This window comes from Geodermatophilus sp. SYSU D01036 (assembly GCF_054050435.1).
The window spans coordinates 25,584-44,059 of the sequence record NZ_JBJGZJ010000025.1; the positions used below are offsets into that span (position 1 = coordinate 25,584).

Sequence of the window (18,476 nt, forward strand, 5' to 3'; positions counted from 1 at the left end):
CCGGCCGGCCGGGCGCGAGGGGCGGTGCGTCCCTGCCGGGCGGGACGTTCGGCACTCCGGGCGCCGGCCGTCGCCGCGCTGGACTGGACGCTCCGACAGCGGGAGGAGAGTCATGCAGGCGCTCGTCTACCACGGTCCCGGCAAGCGGTCCTGGGAGGTCGTCCCCGACGCGCGCCTCGAGGACCCCGAGGACGCCGTCGTCCGGGTCGACGGCTTCACCATCTGCGGCACCGACCTGCACATCCTCAAGGGCGACGTCCCCGAGGTGACCCCGGGGACGATCCTCGGGCACGAGGCCGTCGGCACCGTCACCGAGGTGGGCCCCGGCGTCCGGACCGTCCAGCCCGGCGACCGGGTGCTGGTCTCCTGCATCACCGCGTGCGGCCGGTGCCGGTACTGCCGGGAGAGCCGGTACGGCCAGTGCCTGGGCGGGGGCGGCTGGATCCTCGGGCACACCACCCACGGCGTGCAGGCCGAGGCGGTGCGCGTCCCGTACGCCGACGGCTCGGTCCACCGGCTGCCGGAGGGCGTGTCCGACGAGGCGGCGCTGATGCTCGCCGACATCCTGCCCACCTCCTACGAGGTCGGGGCGCTCAACGGCGGGGTGCGGCCGGGCGACACCGTGGTGATCGTCGGCGCGGGGCCGATCGGGCTCGCCGCGGTGATGACCGCCGGGCTCTACACGCCGGAGCGGATCGTCGTCGTCGACCCGGTGGAGGCGCGGCGGACCGCGGCCACCGAGCTCGGCGCCGACCTCGTGCTCGCGCCCGACGACGACGTCGTCGGCCGGGTGCGGGAGCTCACCGGCGGGCTCGGCGCCGACGTCGGGATCGAGGCCGTCGGCATCCCGGCGACGTTCGACCTCGACGTGGACGTGGTCCGGCCGGGCGGCCGGGTGGCCAACATCGGCGTGCACGGCAAGCCGACGACGCTGCACCTCGAGGACCTGTGGATCCGCGACGTCACCATCACCACCGGCCTCGTGGACACGTGGACGACGCCGATGCTGCTGCGGATGCTGCAGGCCGGCAAGCTCGACGCCGGCCGCATCGTCACCCACCGGTTCGGCTTCTCCGAGGTGCCGGCCGCCTACGACCTGTTCTCCGACCCGGTCGCGTCCGGCGCGCTCAAGGTCGTGGTCCACCGGTGAGCGGGAGGACACCACGGTGACGGCAGGGGAGCAGGTCGAGGACGGCCGGTCCTACGGGATGGCGGTCGAGGTCGGCCTCCCGTACGCCGAGGCGGTGACGCGGGTCCGCGACGCGCTGGCGGCGCGGGGCTTCGGCGTGCTGACCGAGATCGACGTCGCGGCCACCCTGCGGGCGAAGCTCGGCGTCGAGGTGCCGCCGCAGGTGATCCTGGGCGCCTGCAACCCGCCGCTGGCGCACCGGGCGCTGCAGGCGGAGCCCGACGTCGGGCTGCTGCTGCCCTGCAACGTCGTCGTCCGGGTCGGCGAGGACGGCGTCACGCGGATCGCGGCGATGGACCCCGACGTGATGGTCGAGGTGACCGGCCGGGCCGCGCTGGCGCCGGTCGCCGCCGAGGCGCGCGACCGGCTCGCCGACGCGCTGGGTGAGGTGGCCGACGCCGCGCCGGTCGGCTGAGGGCGCCGGGGTGGACGCGGCTCGCCGCCCGCACGTGGTGGTCCACGCCGCGGTCTCCCTGGACGGCGCCAGCACCGGGTTCCCGGTCGACGTCGGACGCTTCTACGCCCTGGCCGGGACCTGGCACGAGGACGTCACGCTGACCGGGGCCGACACCGTCCTCGCCCGGGAGGCGGACCTGGCCGGCGCCCCGCAGCCGGGACCGGCGGCCGACGGGCCCCTGCTCGCGGTCGTCGACGGCCGCCGGCGGGTCACGGCGTGGCAGGCGCTCGCCCGGGCCGGCTACTGGTCCGGGGTCCTCGCCCTGCGGGCCGGCGACGTCCCGCCGGGCGCCGCGACCGACGTCGAGGAGCTCTCCACTGCAGGGGACCGCGTCGACCTGGCCGCGGTGCTGGCCGAGCTCGGTCGCCGCGGCCTGCGGCAGGTGCGGGTGGACAGCGGCGGGAGCCTGACCGGCGCGCTGCTGGCCGCCGGCCTGGTCGACGAGGTCAGCCTGCTGGTCCACCCCGTCCTCGTCGGTGCCGGTCCCCGCTGGCACGGTGCGGCGCCGCTGCCCCTGGTGCCGCTGGAGCTGACCGACTGCGGGAGTCCGGACGGGGGCGGCGGACTCGTGTGGCTGCGCTACCGCGTGCGGCGCGGCCAGGACACGAGGTCCACGCCGGGCGGGTGAGCGGCACCGGTCACGCGGGCGGGGCGCCCCGACCCGCACGACCCGCGTGCAGGGCGCCGTACACGTCGAGCAGCCGCTCGCGGGCCGCGTCGGGCAGCGTCGGCACCGGCAGCGCCCGCAGCGCGGCGGCCGTGCCGCGGACCTGCTCGAGGTAGACGACGCACGGGTCGCACAGCTCCAGGTGCGCGCGGACCGCCCGGTCGACCGGCTCGGGCAGCGCGCCCTCGAGGTGCTCGGTGACCAGCTCGACGAACTCCTGGCAGGCGACCTCCAGGACGTCGTCGGCGGAGGGGCGGGGCGCCGGCAGCTCAGCCACGGCCCTCTCCTTCCCCCGGGGCACCGCGGTACACGTCCTCGAGCCGGGCGCGCAGCCGCGCGCGGCCCCGGTGCAGCAGGATCCGCTGGTTGCCGGCGCTGATGCCCAGCCGCTCGCAGACCTCCTCCGACGTCAGGCCGTGCACGTCGCGCAGCTCGACCACGGTGCGCTGCCGCTCGGGCAGCTCGGCCAGCGCCGTGCGCAGCTCCCGGCGGACCTCGCCGGCCTCCACGGCCTCCTCCGGCGGGGGGTGCCAGGGGCGCGGTGCGCCGGTGTCGGTCCAGTGCCGGGGCCACCGGTCCGCGCCGCCGCGGAAGCGGGCCGGGTCGACGGTGGGGCCGGCGTCCGGGCCGTCCTCGTCGGGGAAGGCGGAGGACCACGGCAGCACGCGGACCTCCCGGGCGCCCCGGGAGCGGGCCTGGTTCTCGAGGATCCGGAACACCCAGGTGCGCAAGGAGGACCGGCCCTCGAACCGGTCCAGCTGCCGGATCACGGCCAGCCACGTGTCCTGCACGACCTCCTCGGCGGAGGCGCGCGTCGACACGTGCAGCAGGGCCACGCGCAGCAGCGCGCCCGACCAGGCGTCCACCAGGTCCCCGAAGGCGCCGCGGTCCCCGGCGCGCAGCCGCCCGAGCAGCTCGGCCTGGGCCTCGCTCCCGCCCTCCCGGACGGCGGCGGCGACCGCCGAGGAGCCCGACTCCTGTGGCATGGACCTGCTCCTCGCGCCGCGACGACCGGGGACGGGGAACCGCTGCGGCCATCCTGCGGAGCCGGGACCGGGAGCGTCAGGGGAGGAGGTCCCGCCGGGACGCTCACCTCCGGGCCCGCTCGGCCTGGTCGATCGCCCAGGCCGCGTTGACCAGGCCGATGTGGCTGAACGCCTGCGGCACGTTGCCGAGCAGCTCGCCGGTGGCCGGGTCGACCTCCTCGGCCAGCAGGCCCAGGTCGCTGACGAAGCCGGCCGCCCGCTCGAACACCGCGCGGGCCCGCTCCACCTGCCCGGCCAGCGCGAGGGCCTCGGCCAGCCAGAAGGTGCACAGCAGGAAGGTGCCCTCCTCGCCGGCCAGCCCGTCGACCCCCTCCTCGGTGCGGTAGCGGTAGACCAGGCCCCGCTCGTCGGTGAGCCGGTCGGCGATCGCGTCGATCGTCGCGAGCATCCGCGGGTCGTCGGCGGGCAGGAAGCCGACGATCGGCAGCACCAGGTTCGAGGCGTCCAGCGCGGTGGACCCGAAGGACTGGGTGAAGGCGCCGGCCTCCTCGTTCCACCCCTGCTGGAGCACGGTGTCGCGGATCTCCTCGCAGGTCTTCGCCCACTCGTCGACCCGGTCCTCGCAGCCGAGCCGGGGGGCCAGCTCGATGGCCCGGTGCAGCGCCACCCTGCACATGACCTTCGAGTACAGGAAGTGCCGCGGCTCGCCGCGGACCTCCCAGATGCCCTGGTCGGGGTCCCGCCAGCGGACCGCGGCGGTGTCGGCGCAGGAGGCGAGGAACCAGCGGGTCTCCTCGTCGAGGCCGGCCAGCTGGTCGCGCAGCCGTGCGGCCGCGCCGAGCAGCTCGCCGTAGACGTCGACCTGGCGCTGGTCCCACGCGCCGTTGCCGACCCGCACCGGCCGGCTGTCCCGCCACCCGCGCAGGTGGCCCAGCGTCCGCTCGCTGAGGTCGTGCTCCCCGGCGACGCCGAACATGATCTGCAGCGACACGTCCGGGCCGATGCCCCCGGCGCCGGCGGTGGTCATGAACGCGAAGAAGTCCTCGGCCTCGTCGGGGCAGGCCGCCACCCACAGCGCCTCCATCGTGAAGCTGGCGTCGCGCACCCACGAGTAGCGGTAGTCCCAGTTCCGCTCGCCGCCCACACCCTCGGGCAGCGACGTCGTCGCGGCGGCGACGACCGCGCCGCTGGGCTGGTACGACAGCCCCTGCAGCACCCGCCCGGAGAGGTGGACCAGGTCCGCCCAGGGACCGTCGTAGGACTGGTGCAGGGCGCACCAGGACTCCCAGGCCTCCAGCGTGCGGTCGAGCAGCCCGGCCAGCTCCGGCTGGGACCACACGTGCGCGGGCACGGGGTCGCCGAGGGTGCTGCGCTGCAGCGCCAGGTGGACGACGTCGCCGGCGCGCAGCCGCAGCCGCGCCCTGGCCCGGCCCTCGTCGAGCTCCGCCGGCGCCGGGAGGGTCAGCACCAGCCAGTCCGCCCCGCCGCGCGCGGCGACCCCGCCGTCGAGGTGGGACAGCAGCGGCACGATGAGCCCGTACTCCGGCCGCGGCCGGTAGTCGACGAGCACCTCCACCTCGCCGACGGTGCAGGCCAGCCGGCGCACGAGCACGTGCGGGGCGTCGACGCCGATGCGGTGCCCGCCGTTGTCCGGCCCGAGCCCGAGCGCGTCGGTGAGCACCAGCTCGCCGCCCGCGGTGCGGAACGTCGTCTCCAGCGCCAGCGAGCGGCCGGCGTAGCGGCGGGTGGCGGTCCACTCGCCGTCCGGGTGCACCGACCAGTGGCCGGCGTCGTCGTCGAGCAGGTGGGCGAACACCGCCGGGCCGTCGAAGCGCGGGAAGCACAGCCACTCCACGGTGCCGCCGCGGTCGACCAGCGCGCAGGAGTGCCGGTCGGAGAGGAAGGCGAGGTCGGCGATGGGGGTGGAGCTCATGGCGGTCTCCCGGGGTCGAGCGGTCGTGCCTGTGCAGTCGCGCCGCCGCCGGTGCCGTTACGCGTAACGCCCGGCCGGGGGGTGGGGACGGGGACGGCGAGAGCGAGGAGGTCGCCGTGTCCGGGTCCCGTGTGTCCGAGGTGCTCGAGGTGGACGTCGTCGTCGTGGGTGGTGGCCCGGCGGGGGAGGTGGCGGCGGGCCGCTGCGCCGACCGCGGCCTGGACACCGCCCTGGTCGAGAGCGAGCTGGTCGGCGGCGAGTGTTCCTACTGGGGGTGCATCCCCAGCAAGACGCTGCTGCGCCCGGGGGACGTGCGGGCCGCGGCGGCGCGGGTGCCGGGCGCCGGCGCCGTGCTCGACGTCCCGGTCGACGCCGCCGCGGCGTTCGCCCGCCGGGACCACATGACCGCGTCGTGGGACGACCGCGGTCAGCAGGAGTGGCTGGCCGACCACGGCATCCGGCTGCTGCGCGGGACCGGCCGGCTCGCCGGGCCCCGGTGCGTGCAGGTGGCGGGCGGGCCGGTCCTGACCGCTCGGCGGGCGGTCGTGCTCGCGACCGGGTCGGTGCCGGTGCTGCCCCCGGTGCCCGGGCTGGCCGACGTGCGGCCCTGGGACAACCGGTCGGCGACGTCGGCGAAGGAGGTGCCCCGGCGACTGCTCGTCCTCGGCGGCGGCGCCGTCGGGCTGGAGATGGCGCAGGCGTTCCGGCGGCTGGGCGCGGCCGAGGTGACCGTCGTCGAGGGGATGGACCGCCTGCTGCCGCGGGAGGAGCCCTTCGCCGGCGAGCAGGTGAGGGAGGCCCTCGAGCGGGAGGGGGTCGCCGTGCGGCTGGGCACCCTGCTGACCGGCATCCACCGCGAGGGGTCCGACGGGCCGGTGCGGGCCGCCCTGCACTCCGGCGACGAGGTGACCGCCGACGAGGTGCTGGTCGCCGTGGGCCGGCGGCCCCGCACCGGCGACCTCGGGCTGGAGACCGTGGGGCTGACGCCGGGACGGCCGGTCCCTGTGGACGACCGGCTGCGCGCCGTCGGTGTCGCGGGGGAGTGGCTGTACGCGGTCGGCGACTGCACCGGGCTGGCCCCGTTCACGCACATGGGCAAGTACCAGGCGCGGGTCGCCGCGGACGTGGTCACCGGCCGGGACGCCCGGGACCGCGCCAGCCGCGACGCCGTCCCCCGGGTCACCTTCACCGACCCGCAGGTGTGCGCGGTCGGGCTCACCGCCGCCCAGGCGCGGGAGCGCGGCCTCGCCGTCCGCGTGGTCGACGTGGGCACCGGCGAGGTGCCCGGGTCCTACGTCTCCGGCGAGGGGCTCGGCGGGACGACCCGGCTGGTCGTGGACGAGGCGGCCGGCGTCCTCGTCGGCGTGACCATCACCGGCAGCGGCGTGCAGGAGCTCCTGCACTCGGCGACGGTCGCGGTCGCCGCCCGGGTGCCGCTGGCCGACCTCGCGCACGCCGTCCCCGCCTTCCCGACCGTCGCCGAGGTGTGGCTGCACGCCCTCGAGGCGGCGGGGACCTGACGGGGTGCGCCGTGCCCGAGGTCTCGTTCACGAACCTGCTGGTGGTCGCGGCGGTCGCCGCGGCGGTGCCGCTGGCGCTGGGCTGGGCGCCGCGGCTGCGCGTCCCGTCGGTGGTCCTGGAGATCGTCGCCGGGGTGGTGCTCGGCCCGTCGGTGCTGGGCTGGGTCGAGGTGGACCTGCCGGTGCAGGTGCTGGCCCTGGTCGGGCTGGCCTTCCTGCTGCTGCTCGCGGGCCTGGAGATCGACCTGCGCGGGCTGCGCGGGCGGTCCCTGGGGACGGCGGGGCTGGGCTACGCGGTCAGCCTCGGGCTGGCCGCGCTGGTGGGGCTGGGCGCCGACGCGCTGGGCTGGACCGCGAGCCCGCTGTTCCTCGCCGTCGCGCTGACCGCCACCGCGCTGGGGCTGGTGGTCCCGGTGCTCAAGGACGCCGGGCAGGTGGCCTCCCCGGTGGGGCAGACCACGATCGCCGGCGCGTCGGTGGCCGACTTCTCCGCCATCGTCCTGCTCACGCTGCTGTTCTCGGCCTCCGGCGGGGGCGCGGGGACGACGGCGGCCGTCCTCGCGGGCCTCGGCGTGCTGGTCGCGGTCCTGGCCGTCGTGCTGGGCCGGGTCGGGATGTCGATGCGCCTGGGGGACGTGCTCGTCCGGCTGCAGGACACGACGGCGGAGATCCGGGTGCGGCTGGTGGTCGTGCTGCTGTTCGCGTTCGTGGTCCTCGCCGAGCGGCTCGGTCTGGAGCTGCTGCTCGGCGCCTTCCTGGCCGGCGCCCTGGTCGGCCTGCTCGACCGTGACTCGGCCACGCACCCGCACTTCCGCCTCAAGCTCGAGGCGATCGGGTTCGGCTTCCTGATCCCGGTGTTCTTCGTGGCCAGCGGGGTGCGGCTGGACCTGCGGGGGCTGGTCGAGGAGCCGGGCGCGCTGCTGCGGGTCCCGGTGTTCCTCGCCGTCCTGCTCCTCGTGCGGGGCCTGCCGGCGGTGCTGCACGTCCCGGCGCTGGGCCGGCGGAGTGCGGCCGCGGTCGGGCTGCTGCAGGCGACCTCGCTGCCGTTCCTGGTGACCGCGGTGCAGATCGGGGAGGCCACCGGCCGGCTGGACCCGGTGACCGGGGCGGCGCTGGTCTGCGCCGGCCTGCTGTCGGTGCTGGTGTACCCGGCGGTGGCGCTCGGGCTGCTGGGCCGCGAGCCGGGACCGGCACCGGCGCAGGGTGGGGTGCCGGTGCCGGTCCCGGCGGAGACCGTGCCTGAGCGGCCTCCGGCCTGACCCACGGCCGGGCGGGCGGACCGATCCCGCGGGACCCGTGCCCCGCCGACCGGCTCGTGCTCTGCCCACCGACTCGTGCTCTGCCCACCGACTCGTGCTCTGCCCACCGACTCGTGCTCTGCCCACCGACTCGTGCTCTGCCCACCGACTCGTGCTCTGCCCCTCGTGCTCTGCCCACCGACTCGTGCTCTGCCCACCGACTCGTGGTCTGCCCCCCCGGGGGGGGGCCCGCCCGCCGCGCCCCGGCAGGCCCACCCGGCCCCGCCCACCCTGGGTGGGCAGAGCACGAGCGTCCGCGTCAGGCCATCCCGGCCCCGGCCTCCTGCGACGCCCCGGCCTCCTGCTCGGTCCGAGGCTGCGGCACGGCGGCGGCCGTGCCGGGCACACCGAGGCGCTCGGCGATCCGGTCGGCGACCCGCAGCGCGTTGGCGACGATGGTCAGCGTCGGGTTCACCGCGGTGCTCGACACGAAGAACGACGCGTCGGCCACGTAGAGGTCCTCGACCTCGTGCATGCGGCAGTCCAGGTCCAGCGGCGCGGTCGCCGGGTCCGGCCCGAAGCGGATCGTCCCGTTCTGGTGCGCCACCCCGCCGATGCCCAGCTGCCCGCCCGCGTACTGGCGGTTCTCGTACACGTCCTGCTCGCAGCGGATGGAGTCCAGCAGGCCCATCAGGCGCATCCGCAGCCGGGCGACCTCGGCGGCGTTGGTGCGGCGGTAGAACAGCCGGATCCCGCCGTCGGCGTCCACGGTCACCCGGTTCTCGTCGAGCGGCAGGTCCTCGGTGGTGAGCCAGAAGTCGATCGAGTGGCGGGCGAGGTCGGCGGGGTCCCGGGCGTCGGGGACGTCGAAGCCGATGAGCACGGCGTCGCTCTTGCCGTTCATCTGGATCGAGCCGACCGGGTACTCCCAGTCCGGGTCGAACGGGTCGGACCAGTAGAGGTCGTTCACGCCGATCGTCTTCTGGAAGCGCGTCGGGTTCGGCGTCTTCGAGAACGCCACCAGGCCGGAGTTGTTGTGCAGCATCAGGTGCCGGCCCACGTGCCCGGAGCCGTTGCCCAGCCCGGCCGGGTGCCGGTCGGACGCCGAGGCGAGCAGCAGCGCGGCGGAGTTGATCGCGCCGGCGGCCAGGACGACGACGTCGGCGGTGTACTCCTCGCGCTCGCCGTCGCGGTCGACGACGACCCGCGAGACCCGGCGGCCCGAGGCGTCGGTCTCCAGCCGCACCACCCGCGCCCGGGTCCGCAGCTCGACGTTCGGGTGGCGCAGCGCCGGTTCCACCGTCATCACCTGGGCGTCGGCCTTGCCGTTGACCAGGCAGGGAAAGCCGTCGCAGGTCGCACAGCGGATGCACGCCGACAGGTGCGGCTGCGCCTCGTCGCGCAGGATGCCGTTCGGCAGGGAGAACGGGTGCAGGCCCGCGGCGGTCAGGTCGGCGCGCAGCTGGGCGATCCGCGGCTCATCGCTGATCGCCGGCCACGGGTACGGGCCGGACGCCGGCGGGTCGTCGGGGTCCTCGCCGCGGGTGCCGTGCACCTGGTAGAGCTGCTCGGCCCGGTCGTACCACGGCGCGAGGTCGGCGTAGGTGAGCGGCCACGCCGGCGAGACGCCGTCCACGTGCTGCACCGGCCCGAAGTCCCGTTCCCGGAAGCGGTAGAGGACCGCGCCGTAGAACTTGGTGTTCCCGCCGACGTAGTAGTGCTGCTTGGGCGTGAACCGCCGCCCGTCGGCGCCGTCGGTCCACTGGCCGCTGTTGGCGTAGCGCTTGTCGGCCCACAGCGCCCGCGGGTCCCAGTTCTCGACCTCCCGCGGCAGCCAGTCGCCGCGCTCGAGGACCAGCACCCGCTTCCCGGTGGGCGCCAGCGCCCAGGCGACGGCGCCGCCGCCGGCTCCCGACCCGATGACGACGACGTCGGCGTGCTCGGCCATGGGGTCCTCCTCAGGTGATGGCGAGCGGGGTGACCCAGGCGCCGGTGGCGCCGCGCAGCTTGGCGTGACTGACGACGAGGCAGAACTCGCGTAGCCCGGCCGCGGCCGCCTCGGCCAGCCGCAGGTTCTCCAGCACGACGACGCCGTGCCGGACGTTGAGCGTCTGCGGGACGACGAACGGCTCGCCGGGGTCCTCGGGCGGCACCGGGCCGTGGCTCCAGGTGTCGCAGCCGGTCAGCGCGATCCGCCGCTCCGCCAGCCACCCGGCCAGCTCCAGTCCCGGGCCGGGCTCGCCGGAGGAGTACCGCACGGGGTCCTCGCTCCAGAACCGGCCCCAGCCGGTGTGGAACAGGACGGCGTCCCCGGGGCGCGGCGTCCGCCCGCCGAGCGCGGCCCGGGCGTCGTCGACCGTGACGACGTCGCCGGGGCCCAGGGCGTCGACCCCGCGGACGGCGGCGACGTCGAGCAGCAGGCCGCGGGTGACCACCTGCGGCAGCGTCTCCACGCCGAGCCGGGCGGTGCCCCACTCCTCGGCGATGTCGGCCAGCCGGTGGCCGTTGTAGGTGCGGTCCCCGACCTGCAGGTGGTTGAGCGCGTCCAGGTGGGTGCCCATCTGCTGGGTGGCGGTGATCTGCTCGACCACCCAGTTCACCCCGTTGCGGCCCCAGCCGTCGGGACCGCCGCCGTCCGGCCGGCGGCGGTTGACGAAGTGGGCGGTGGTCGTCAGGTAGGAGCGGAACGTCCGCCCGGGGAAGGCCGGGACGTCGGCGTGCAGCACGTGCGCCAGGTCCAGCACCCGCCCGGTGCGCACGAGGGCGACCGCCGCGAGGACGACCTCGGGCGTGATCTCGTTGAGCGCGCCGGCGGCGTCGTCCGGGCCCCAGCGGGAGGGGAACCAGCCCGCCGTCCGCTCGTCGGCGGAGGGCGGGCGGTCCAGCGCCGTCACTCCGAGGACCAGGTGGTCTCGAACGACGGGTAGAGGGTGAGCCCGCCGTCGACGAACAGGGTCTGGCCGGTGACGTAGGCGGCCTCGTCCGAGCAGAGGAACGCGGTGATCGCGGCCATCTCCTCGGCGTCCCCGGCGCGGCGCATCGGGATGTGGCTCTCCACCATCTGCCGCTTGACGGGGTCGTCGATCCAGGACCGGTTGATCGGGGTGACAGTCGCGCCCGGGCCGATGCCGTTGACCCGGATGCCGCGGGCGGCGTACTCGAGGGCGAGGGTGCGGGTGAGGTTCTGCATGCCGCCCTTGGAGACCGAGTAGCCGAGGAAGCGGGGCTTCGGGATCACCTGGTGGACGCTGGAGACGTTGACGATGCAGCCCGGCGAGCCGGTGCCCAGCCACGTGCGGACGGCCTGCCGGCTGCACAGGAACGCGCCGCGCAGGTTGACCGCGAGCACCCGGTCGAAGGCCGCGGCGTCGAGCGCGTCGCTGTCGGCGGCGACCTGGATGCCGGCGTTGTTGACCAGCAGGTCGATCCGGCCGTACTCGCCGAGCGCCTGCTCGAACATCGCGCCGACCTGCCCCTCGGAGGACACGTCGGCGGCCACCAGGATCGGGTGCGTGCCGGCCGCGGACATCTCCTTCATGCAGATCTCCACGCCGTGCTCGATCGCCTCCCGGGTCTCCTCGGCGCCCTCGGGCGCGCCGACGTAGTTGATGGCGACGTCGACGCCCTCCTGACCGAGGCGGATCGCGATCGCCTGCCCGATGCCGGAGCTGCCGCCGGTGACCAGCGCCTTCTTGCCCTGCAGACCCTTCACGTCCTGCTCCTGTCGGTGAGTGCCCGTGCCCGTCCCTCGGTGAAGGAGGCGACGGCGTCGTCGGGCGTGCGGATGCGGCCGGCGCCGACCAGGGCGCCGAAGGGGGCGTTCCAGAACGGGTCGTCCGACGTCGGCCCCTCGTGCGGGCCGACGTAGAGGTAGGGCTCCGGCGTCGCGTCGTCGCCGGGCGAGACCCCGTAGTTGACGGCGTCGAGGGTGATCGCGAGGTCCAGGTGCTCGGGCCACAGCACCGGCTCGGCCGGCGTGCCGAGCCCGGCGGCGAGGCGGCGCAGCGCGGCGTCGCCGAGGGCCCACCACGCGGCCAGCCGGTGCGCGGCGGCGGCGTCGACCGGCAGCGGCGCGTCCGGGTCGGGGACGGTGGCGGGGGAGTAGCTGCCGCGCAGGCCGAGTTCGACGCCGGCGGCGTCGGCCGCGGCCCCGAGCGTGGTGAGCGGGTGCTGGTGCCGGGCGTCCCCGTCGACGACCACCAGCCGGTCGGCGACGACGGCGAGCTGCCGGCCGCCGACGCCGCGGGTGGTGGCGTAGCCGCCCGGGAACGCGCGCAGCCGGATGGTCCCGGAGGCGGCGTACTGCCCGGCGGCGAGGACGTGCTCGGCGAGCAGGTGCCAGCTGTGCCGGGTCGTGGCCAGCGCCGGCGGCGAGGTGCGGGTCATGCACCCGTCGTCCCTCGCCGGCGCCGTTCGTTACGCGGGCCGGCCGGCTTCCCGGAGCCACCGGGAGCGGCACCCCGACCGCCCGCGGCGGGTCCGGCCGCGCCGTCCCCCGTCATCAGGAACCGCCCGGGGGGTTACCGTCCCCTGCGGACTGACGGGTTGCGGGCCCCCACGGTGCCGGGGCGCCCGCGGAGGCTGAGCCGAGGCGAGTGGACATGTGGCCGTCCGAGTACGACGACGCCGCGGCGGGCCTCTACGACGAGATCGTCCGCGACCTGTACTCGGCCGGGCTGACCGTCTACGGCGTCGCCGCCGGCCTGGGGCCCGGACCGTTCGCCGAGCGCCTGCGGGCGGCCACCGCCCAGCTGGACGACGCCATCAAGCGGATCCGGCTGGCGGTCCTCGCGCTCGCCGACCGGCCGGCGACCGACACCGGCAGGTACGCGTCCCGGCTGTTCGACACGATCACCGCGGCCACCCCGGGGCCGGCCGCCGCGCCGACGACCAGCGTCGCCGGGCCCCTCGGCGACCTGCCCGAGCCCGTCGTCGGCGAACTGCTCGACGTCGTCCGCGCGGTCCTGACCCACCTCGGCGGGCACGCCGGTGCCGGTGCCGTCGAGGTCGTGGTCACCGTCGCCGACGGCGGCGTCACCCTGCGGGTCGTCGACGACGGCAGCGGACCGGCGGCCCTCCCCGACGACGGCAGCCTGGCCGAGCTGCACCGGCGGGCGAGCGCGCGAGGGGGGTCCTGCGTCGTCGAGCCGGGACCCGCCGGTGGCACCCGGCTGACCTGGGCGGTCCCGCTGCGGTAGCCCCCGCGTCCGGCTGTGTCACCGGCGACCGGTCGTCGCCGGGTCCGCGTCCGCCACGGCGTCGAAGTCGACGACCGCGCCGTCGGCCGGGGCCGTCCGGCACGCGAGGACGACCCCGGCGCCCGGGCCCGTTCGGGCGCGGCAGGTCCCGCACGCACCGGCCCGGCAGCCGTACGGGAGGTCGAGGCCCGCGCGCAGCCCCGCGTCGAGGACCGACTCCCCGGCGGCGACGGGCACCGCGTGCTCGGCGCCGCGGTGCCGGACGCGGACGGTGCCCCCTCCGGCGTCCGCGGTCGCCGGTGGCGCGGCGGCGAAGGTCTCGGTGTGCACCCGCCCGGGCGGCAGGCCCAGGCCGTCGACCAGCGCCCGCCGGACCTCGGCCGTCATGGCGCCCGGTCCGCAGACGAACGCCTCCTCGACGCCGGCCAGGTCGCCGCGGTCGGCGAGCAGGCGCAGCACCTCCCGGTCGATGCGCCCGGGCAGCACCGGGGGACGGACCGGCTCGCGGCTGCGCAGGTGCACGACGCGCAGCCGGTCCGGGTACCGCTCCTGCAGCAGGGCCAGGCGCCCGGCGAACAGGGTGTCCGCCGCGGTGCGGTTGCCGTAGACCAGCGTGCAGCGGCTGCCCGGTTCGACGGCGAGCACGCTGGCGAGGACGGAGACCACCGGCGTGATGCCGCTGCCGGCGGCCACGCCGAGGACGTGGCGGGCGGCGAGGCGGGAGACGTCGGTGCCGAAGGTCCCGGCAGGCGGGGCGACGTCGACGACGTCCCCGGGGCGCAGGGCGGTGGTCACCCAGGTGGACGTGCGGCCGCCCGGCAGCCGGCGCACGGCGATGCGCAGCTCGCCGTCGGTGACGCCGCTGCAGACGGAGTACGGCCGGGTCACGACGGCACCGCCGACCCGTGCCCGCAGCAGCACGTGCTGACCGGGCCGGAAGCGGAACACCGGCGCGAGGTCCGCGGGGAGGGCGAAGCGCACGGAGACGGCGTCCGGGGTCTCCCGGCGCACCTCCGCCACCCGCAGGCGGTGGAAGGCCGGCGCCTCCGGCCGCGCCGTCGCTCCCGCGGGGCGGGCGATGCGGACGAGGGTCAGCAGCAGCACCACCGTCACCGTGCCCGCCACGACGGCGCGCGCGACGCCGGTCCCGGCGTCGGTGCCGGCGGTGACCAGGTGCACGGTGGCCGACCAGAACAGCAGGTAGCTGGTCAGGTGGACGCGCTTCCACCAGCGCCGCGGCAGCCGGGACGCGAGCAGCGAGGTGCCCAGGACGGCCAGCAGCAGGTAGCCGGCGACCACGCCGAGGGCCACCGGCACCGGCCGCCAGTCGCTGGCCAGGGGCACGAGCAGGTCCGGGAGGCCCATCTGCACGTAGCCGTCGAGCACCAGCCCGGTGAGGTGCAGGCCGGTGAAGAGCACCGCGAGCACGCCGAGGAACCGGTGGACCGCGGCCGTCCACGCCCCCGGCACCCGGCGTCCCAGCAGGCCGCCGTGCAGCAGCAGCCCCCACACGACCGTGGCGGACAGCAGGGCCCAGGCGACCAGGCCGCTGGACCGGGCGAGCCACCACCAGAACTGCGGGTCGCTCACCGCAGCACCCCCGCGGGCACGCCGGCGGTGAGCCGGGCACCTGACGCGGTCACGGCGACCGCCGCGGCGCCGTCGAGCAGGCCGAAGCCGGCCGGGCCGCCGACGGCGACGGCCGTGGCCAGCACCTCGGCCTCCCACCCCTGCTCCGCGACGACGGTCGCGGCGACGACCCCGCCGTCGGCCGGCGCGCCGGTGGACGGGTCGACGAGGTGGTGCACCTCGGTGCCGCCGGCGCGCCACCGGCGTTCCAGCCGGCTGCTGGTGGCCACCGCGCCCTCGGGCAGGGCCGCCCGCAGCAGCTCCCCACCCCGGCGGAGCGGGTCGGGCACGGTCACGACCCAGCCGGCCGGTGTCGGGGCCTCGCCGGCGGCACGGAGGTCACCGCCGACGTTGACCAGGCAGCCGGCGGCGCCGGCGTCGCGGAGCTCGGCGGCGACGAGGTCGGCCGCCAGGCCCTTGCCGAGGCCCCCGGGGTCGACGGCGACCCCGGGCGGCAGCCGCACGACGGAGGCGACCGGGTCGACCTCGATGCCCGCGCAGCCCGGTGCCGGGCCGGGGGAGGCGATCGTCGCGGCGGGCACCGCCCGCACCAGGGCCAGGTCGCGGTCGTAGCCGAGCCCGAGCAGCGCGGCGTGCACGGTCGGGTCGAACAGTCCGCCGGTCCGGCGCCACCCGTCGAGCGAGCGGCCCACCAGCACGACGGTGTCCGCCGAGACGGGGACCGGCCGGCCGCCCGCGGCGTTCAGCGCGCTGACCTCGCTGTCCGGACGGAACCGGCTCCAGCGGGCCTCCAGCTCGTCCAGCCTCCGCCCGGCGTGGACCAGCAGCGGCGCCGGGTCGTCGGCGACGACGACCACGTGAGCGGTGGAGCCCATGACGGGGAAGACCGCCTCAGCTGGCATGGCTGCTGGTGGTCGGCGGAGCGGTCGTCGGGGCCGGCCGGGGCGCGGCCGGCTGCTGCGGGTCCACGGTGGTCGACGTCCCCGGCGCGGTCGTCGCGGTGCCGGCGTCGTCGGCTGCCACGGCCATGCCACCCATCAGGGCGAGGGTCACGCCGACGCTGGCGCCGAGGGCCAGCACGCGCGCGCCGACGGCGGTCCGGGCGCGGTCAATCATCGCGCTCGCCCTCCCCGTCCTCGGAGCCCTCGTCCCCGTCCTCGCCCTCGTCCCCGTCCTCGTCCCGGTCGTCGTCCTCGGGGGACCCGTCCTCGTACGCGTCGCCGTCGTCGGCCGGCGGCGGGGCGACGTCCGTCGCCGGCCCGGAGGGCGTGCCGTCGTCGGGGGTGGTGACGGCCGGCAGGGTGCCGGCCCCGTCGGGCCGGTCCCCGTCGAACAGGCCGGCGTTGGCGGCCAGCGCGGAGCCGCCGCCCAGCAGGGTCAGGGCGGTCGCGACCGCCGCGATCGTGGTCCGTCGGTACACCGGAGCCTCCTCGCGGGAGCTGTTGCCGGACCCGGTGGACCGGCACGCCAGCCACGCTAGGAACGGCCGGGGAAGGAGGAGGCGGGGCGGAGGTGAGCCGCAGGTAAAGGACCCGCCGGTGCCGTCGGGAGGCCGACCACGGCCTGCAGGCCCCGGCCGGCCGGCCCCGGTCGCAGCTCGACGGTCCCGCCGCCGGCCTCGGCCAGCCGGCGGGCGATCGACAGCCCGAGTCCGGAGCCCGCGCGCGGTGCGTCCGGCGCCCGCCAGAAGCGGTCGAAGGCCCGCTCCCGCTGCGCCGGGCCCAGGCCGGGTCCCTCGTCGGTGACGGTCACCTCGACGCGGCTCGGCGGCCGTGCGGCGACGGCGACCCGCACCGTCCCGGCCGGCGGGGAGGCGGTGACGGCGTTGGAGATCAGGTTGTCCAGGACCTGCTCGAGCGCGCCGGGCACGGCCGTTCCCGTGGCCTCCGCACCGCGCCCGGCGGTCAGCCGGACGCCGCGCCGCTCGGCCACGGACCGCCACGCCTCCAGCCGGCCGGCGACGACGTCGGCGACGTCGACGGGGACGGGGACGACCGCGCCGGCGTCGGCCCGGGCCAGGACGAGGAGGGACTCCACCAGCCGCGCCAGCCGGTCGGTCTCGGCGACCGCGGCCTGCAGCTTCGGTTCCTGGTCCGGGGGCAGGTGCCGCTCGAGGTTCTCCAGCCGCAGCCGCAGCGCCGTCAGCGGGGTGCGGAGCTGGTGGGCGGCGTCGGCGACGAACTGCCGCTGGGAGTCCAGCAGCCGCTCCAGCTGGTCGGCCGTGCGGTTGAAGGTCCCGGCCAGGGACCGCAGCTCCGGCGGGCCGGCGGTCGCCGGGACCCGGGTGCCGAGCCGGCCGTCGGCCAGGTCCCGGGCGGCGTCCTCCAGCAGGCGGACCGGGCGGGTGACCTGCCGGGCCAGCACCGCCCCGACGACGGCCACGACCAGCAGCACCACCAGGGACAGCAGGCCCAGGCGCAGCCAGTTCTCCCGGATCCGCTCGTCGAGCTCGGCGATCGGGTAGCTGACCCGGACCGCGCCGTGGACCTGCCCGCCGGAGGTGACCGGGACGGCCACGTAGACCAGGTCGCCGCCGAGGGTCTGCGAGCCGCGGGTGCCGGTGGCCCGCTCCCCGGACAGCGCGGCGGCGATCTCCGGCCGGTTGGTGAAGCCCTCGCCGCCCGTACCGGGGTCCGCGGAGTCGGCCCGGGCGATCCCGGCGCGGTCGACGACGACGATCCGCCCGCCGCCGGCGGCGTACCCGGCCAGCAGGGTGTCGATCCGCGGCGAGGTGCCGGCCTCGAGGTCGTCCTCCACGACCGCTGCGACCGAGGTGGCGTCGCGCTCCAGGGCGGCGTACAGCGCGTCGCTCTCGTGGTCGGCGAAGACCAGGCCGAGCGGCACCACCAGGACCGCCAGCACCAGCGCGGTGATCGTCAGGTAGGAGGCCAGCAGGCGGCGGGTCATGGCGGGACGTCGAGGCGGTACCCCACGCCGCGGAGGGTGGCGATCCAGCGGGGGTCGCCGAGCTTCCTGCGCAGGGACGCGACGTGCACGTCGAGGGTCTTGGTCGATCCCCACCAGTTCTCGTCCCAGACCCGGGCGATGATCTCCTCCCGGCGGCGCACCGTCCCGGGTTCCTCGGCCAGCAGGGCGAGCAGGTCGAACTCCTTGCCGGTGAGCTCCAGAGGACGGCCGGACAGCAGGACCTGCCGGCCGCGCCGGTCGACGGTCAGCGCCCCGAGCTCCTGCCGGCCGCCGGCCGCCGCGGTCCGGGCGCCGCGCCGGAGCACCGCGCGGATCCGGGCCACCAGCTCGCGGAAGCCGAACGGCTTGACCACGTAGTCGTCCGCGCCGAGCTCGAGCAGGAGGACGCGGTCGAACTCGTCGCCGCGCGCGGTGACCACGACGACCGGCGTGGCGGACCGGGCGGTCAGCGTCCGGCAGACCTCGCGCCCGTCGACGTCGGGCAGGCCGAGGTCGAGCAGCACCAGGTCGGCGTCGGGGTCGGCGAGGACCGCCTGCCCGGTCCGGACCCAGCGCACCCCGAAGCCCTCGTACTCCAGGCCCTCAATGAGCGGCTCGGCGATCGTCGGGTCGTCCTCCACCAGGAGGAGCCGGGGACCTCGCGGCCTCGGGAGGGAGCCGGCCCGGGGCGCCGCACCGGGGTCCGCGCCGACCGATGTGCGCACACCGACCTCCCTGCGGTCACCGGGACACCACGGTGCCCACCGGCGTCACCGGGCGTGCAGGGCCGA

19 protein-coding genes are annotated in these 18,476 nt (G+C 76.8%); 6 read left to right on the forward strand and 13 right to left on the reverse strand.

The window, feature by feature from the left end; all coding sequences use genetic code 11:
- Positions 1–112 precede the first annotated feature (112 nt).
- The 3 genes from ACI8AR_RS19710 to ACI8AR_RS19720 are packed head-to-tail and all read left to right on the forward strand — an operon-like array spanning position 113 to position 2,274.
- Positions 113–1,150 carry an alcohol dehydrogenase catalytic domain-containing protein gene (locus ACI8AR_RS19710; protein WP_457052503.1) on the forward strand — a complete coding sequence of 346 codons (1,038 nt, stop codon included), beginning with the start codon at positions 113–115 and terminating at the stop codon, positions 1,148–1,150.
- Positions 1,151–1,166: 16 nt separating this feature from the next.
- A complete protein-coding gene (locus ACI8AR_RS19715) occupies positions 1,167–1,604 on the forward strand; it encodes a DUF302 domain-containing protein (RefSeq protein WP_457052504.1) in 438 nt (145 codons plus the stop codon).
- A gap of 10 nt (positions 1,605–1,614) precedes the next feature.
- A complete protein-coding gene (locus ACI8AR_RS19720; RefSeq protein ID WP_457052505.1) occupies positions 1,615–2,274 on the forward strand; it encodes a RibD family protein in 660 nt (219 codons plus the stop codon).
- 10 nt (positions 2,275–2,284) lie between these two features.
- Here the strand turns inward: ACI8AR_RS19720 and ACI8AR_RS19725 are convergent, their stop codons facing one another.
- The 3 genes from ACI8AR_RS19725 to ACI8AR_RS19735 all read right to left on the reverse strand — a co-directional run bounded on the left by ACI8AR_RS19725 (position 2,285) and on the right by ACI8AR_RS19735 (position 5,232).
- On the reverse strand, positions 2,285–2,590 hold the full coding sequence (locus ACI8AR_RS19725) for a zf-HC2 domain-containing protein (protein WP_457052506.1): 306 nt from the start codon (positions 2,588–2,590) through the stop codon (positions 2,285–2,287).
- The gene (locus ACI8AR_RS19730) at positions 2,583–3,299 is read right to left on the reverse strand and encodes an RNA polymerase sigma factor (RefSeq protein ID WP_457052507.1); all 717 of its coding nucleotides are present in this window, start codon (positions 3,297–3,299) and stop codon (positions 2,583–2,585) included. The genes ACI8AR_RS19725 and ACI8AR_RS19730 overlap by 8 nt, the downstream gene beginning before the upstream one ends.
- A 103-nt stretch (positions 3,300–3,402) precedes the next feature.
- Positions 3,403–5,232, reverse strand: a complete 1,830-nt coding sequence (locus ACI8AR_RS19735) for a glycoside hydrolase family 15 protein (protein WP_457052508.1) — start codon at positions 5,230–5,232, stop codon at positions 3,403–3,405.
- 116 nt (positions 5,233–5,348) lie between these two features.
- On the opposite strand from ACI8AR_RS19735, the gene ACI8AR_RS19740 reads away from it, so the two are divergent.
- Both ACI8AR_RS19740 and ACI8AR_RS19745 read left to right on the forward strand, forming a co-directional pair.
- Positions 5,349–6,752: a dihydrolipoyl dehydrogenase family protein gene (locus ACI8AR_RS19740; protein ID WP_457052509.1), complete on the forward strand. Its 1,404-nt coding sequence runs from the start codon at positions 5,349–5,351 to the stop codon at positions 6,750–6,752.
- Between the two features lie 11 nt (positions 6,753–6,763).
- The gene (locus ACI8AR_RS19745) at positions 6,764–8,011 is read left to right on the forward strand and encodes a cation:proton antiporter (protein ID WP_457052510.1); all 1,248 of its coding nucleotides are present in this window, start codon (positions 6,764–6,766) and stop codon (positions 8,009–8,011) included.
- A 298-nt stretch (positions 8,012–8,309) separates the two neighbouring features.
- Here ACI8AR_RS19745 and ACI8AR_RS19750 read toward each other — a convergent pair whose 3' ends face one another.
- From ACI8AR_RS19750 to ACI8AR_RS19765, 4 genes are read right to left on the reverse strand one after another with little or no spacing between them, the layout of a single operon-like run.
- On the reverse strand, positions 8,310–9,938 hold the full coding sequence (locus ACI8AR_RS19750; protein ID WP_457052511.1) for an FAD-dependent oxidoreductase: 1,629 nt from the start codon (positions 9,936–9,938) through the stop codon (positions 8,310–8,312).
- Positions 9,939–9,948: 10 nt separating this feature from the next.
- Positions 9,949–10,884: a cyclase family protein gene (locus tag ACI8AR_RS19755; protein ID WP_457052512.1), complete on the reverse strand. Its 936-nt coding sequence runs from the start codon at positions 10,882–10,884 to the stop codon at positions 9,949–9,951.
- Complete coding sequence (locus ACI8AR_RS19760) at positions 10,881–11,702, reverse strand: glucose 1-dehydrogenase (RefSeq protein ID WP_456927122.1); 822 nt, start codon at positions 11,700–11,702, stop codon at positions 10,881–10,883. Before ACI8AR_RS19760 ends, ACI8AR_RS19755 begins: the two co-directional genes overlap by 4 nt.
- The gene (locus tag ACI8AR_RS19765; protein WP_457052513.1) at positions 11,699–12,376 is read right to left on the reverse strand and encodes a hypothetical protein; all 678 of its coding nucleotides are present in this window, start codon (positions 12,374–12,376) and stop codon (positions 11,699–11,701) included. The genes ACI8AR_RS19760 and ACI8AR_RS19765 overlap by 4 nt, the downstream gene beginning before the upstream one ends.
- 215 nt (positions 12,377–12,591) lie before the next feature.
- Between ACI8AR_RS19765 and ACI8AR_RS19770 the strand changes: the two genes are divergently transcribed.
- Positions 12,592–13,188 (forward strand): sensor histidine kinase, encoded by a 597-nt coding sequence (locus ACI8AR_RS19770; protein ID WP_457052514.1) that lies wholly within the window; start codon positions 12,592–12,594, stop codon positions 13,186–13,188.
- 18 nt (positions 13,189–13,206) lie between these two features.
- Here ACI8AR_RS19770 and ACI8AR_RS19775 read toward each other — a convergent pair whose 3' ends face one another.
- The 6 genes from ACI8AR_RS19775 to ACI8AR_RS19800 are packed head-to-tail and all read right to left on the reverse strand — an operon-like array spanning position 13,207 to position 18,326.
- On the reverse strand, positions 13,207–14,778 hold the full coding sequence (locus tag ACI8AR_RS19775) for an FAD-binding oxidoreductase (RefSeq protein ID WP_457052515.1): 1,572 nt from the start codon (positions 14,776–14,778) through the stop codon (positions 13,207–13,209).
- Positions 14,775–15,680, reverse strand: coding sequence for an FAD:protein FMN transferase (locus ACI8AR_RS19780; protein ID WP_457052516.1), 906 nt, complete (start codon positions 15,678–15,680; stop codon positions 14,775–14,777). Before ACI8AR_RS19780 ends, ACI8AR_RS19775 begins: the two co-directional genes overlap by 4 nt.
- Positions 15,670–15,894 (reverse strand): hypothetical protein, encoded by a 225-nt coding sequence (locus ACI8AR_RS19785; RefSeq protein ID WP_457052517.1) that lies wholly within the window; start codon positions 15,892–15,894, stop codon positions 15,670–15,672. Before ACI8AR_RS19785 ends, ACI8AR_RS19780 begins: the two co-directional genes overlap by 11 nt.
- Complete coding sequence (locus tag ACI8AR_RS19790) at positions 15,887–16,198, reverse strand: hypothetical protein (protein WP_457052518.1); 312 nt, start codon at positions 16,196–16,198, stop codon at positions 15,887–15,889. Before ACI8AR_RS19790 ends, ACI8AR_RS19785 begins: the two co-directional genes overlap by 8 nt.
- 56 nt (positions 16,199–16,254) lie before the next feature.
- Complete coding sequence (locus ACI8AR_RS19795) at positions 16,255–17,685, reverse strand: ATP-binding protein (protein ID WP_457052519.1); 1,431 nt, start codon at positions 17,683–17,685, stop codon at positions 16,255–16,257.
- Complete coding sequence (locus ACI8AR_RS19800) at positions 17,682–18,326, reverse strand: winged helix-turn-helix domain-containing protein (RefSeq protein ID WP_457052520.1); 645 nt, start codon at positions 18,324–18,326, stop codon at positions 17,682–17,684. The genes ACI8AR_RS19795 and ACI8AR_RS19800 overlap by 4 nt, the downstream gene beginning before the upstream one ends.
- Between the last annotated feature and the right edge of the window lie 150 nt (positions 18,327–18,476).

Bases quoted from the DNA above. Each gene is read 5' to 3' on its own strand.
- ACI8AR_RS19710 (WP_457052503.1), top strand. From the start codon at position 113: ATGCAGGCGCTCGTCTACCACGGTCCCGGCAAGCGGTCCTGGGAGGTC.
- ACI8AR_RS19730 (WP_457052507.1), bottom strand. From the start codon at position 3,299: ATGCCACAGGAGTCGGGCTCCTCGGCGGTCGCCGCCGCCGTCCGGGAG.
- ACI8AR_RS19735 (WP_457052508.1), bottom strand. From the start codon at position 5,232: ATGAGCTCCACCCCCATCGCCGACCTCGCCTTCCTCTCCGACCGGCAC.
- ACI8AR_RS19750 (WP_457052511.1), bottom strand. From the start codon at position 9,938: ATGGCCGAGCACGCCGACGTCGTCGTCATCGGGTCGGGAGCCGGCGGC.
- ACI8AR_RS19765 (WP_457052513.1), bottom strand. From the start codon at position 12,376: ATGACCCGCACCTCGCCGCCGGCGCTGGCCACGACCCGGCACAGCTGG.
- ACI8AR_RS19770 (WP_457052514.1), top strand. From the start codon at position 12,592: ATGTGGCCGTCCGAGTACGACGACGCCGCGGCGGGCCTCTACGACGAG.
- ACI8AR_RS19780 (WP_457052516.1), bottom strand. From the start codon at position 15,680: ATGCCAGCTGAGGCGGTCTTCCCCGTCATGGGCTCCACCGCTCACGTG.
- ACI8AR_RS19785 (WP_457052517.1), bottom strand. From the start codon at position 15,894: ATGATTGACCGCGCCCGGACCGCCGTCGGCGCGCGCGTGCTGGCCCTC.
- ACI8AR_RS19795 (WP_457052519.1), bottom strand. From the start codon at position 17,685: ATGACCCGCCGCCTGCTGGCCTCCTACCTGACGATCACCGCGCTGGTG.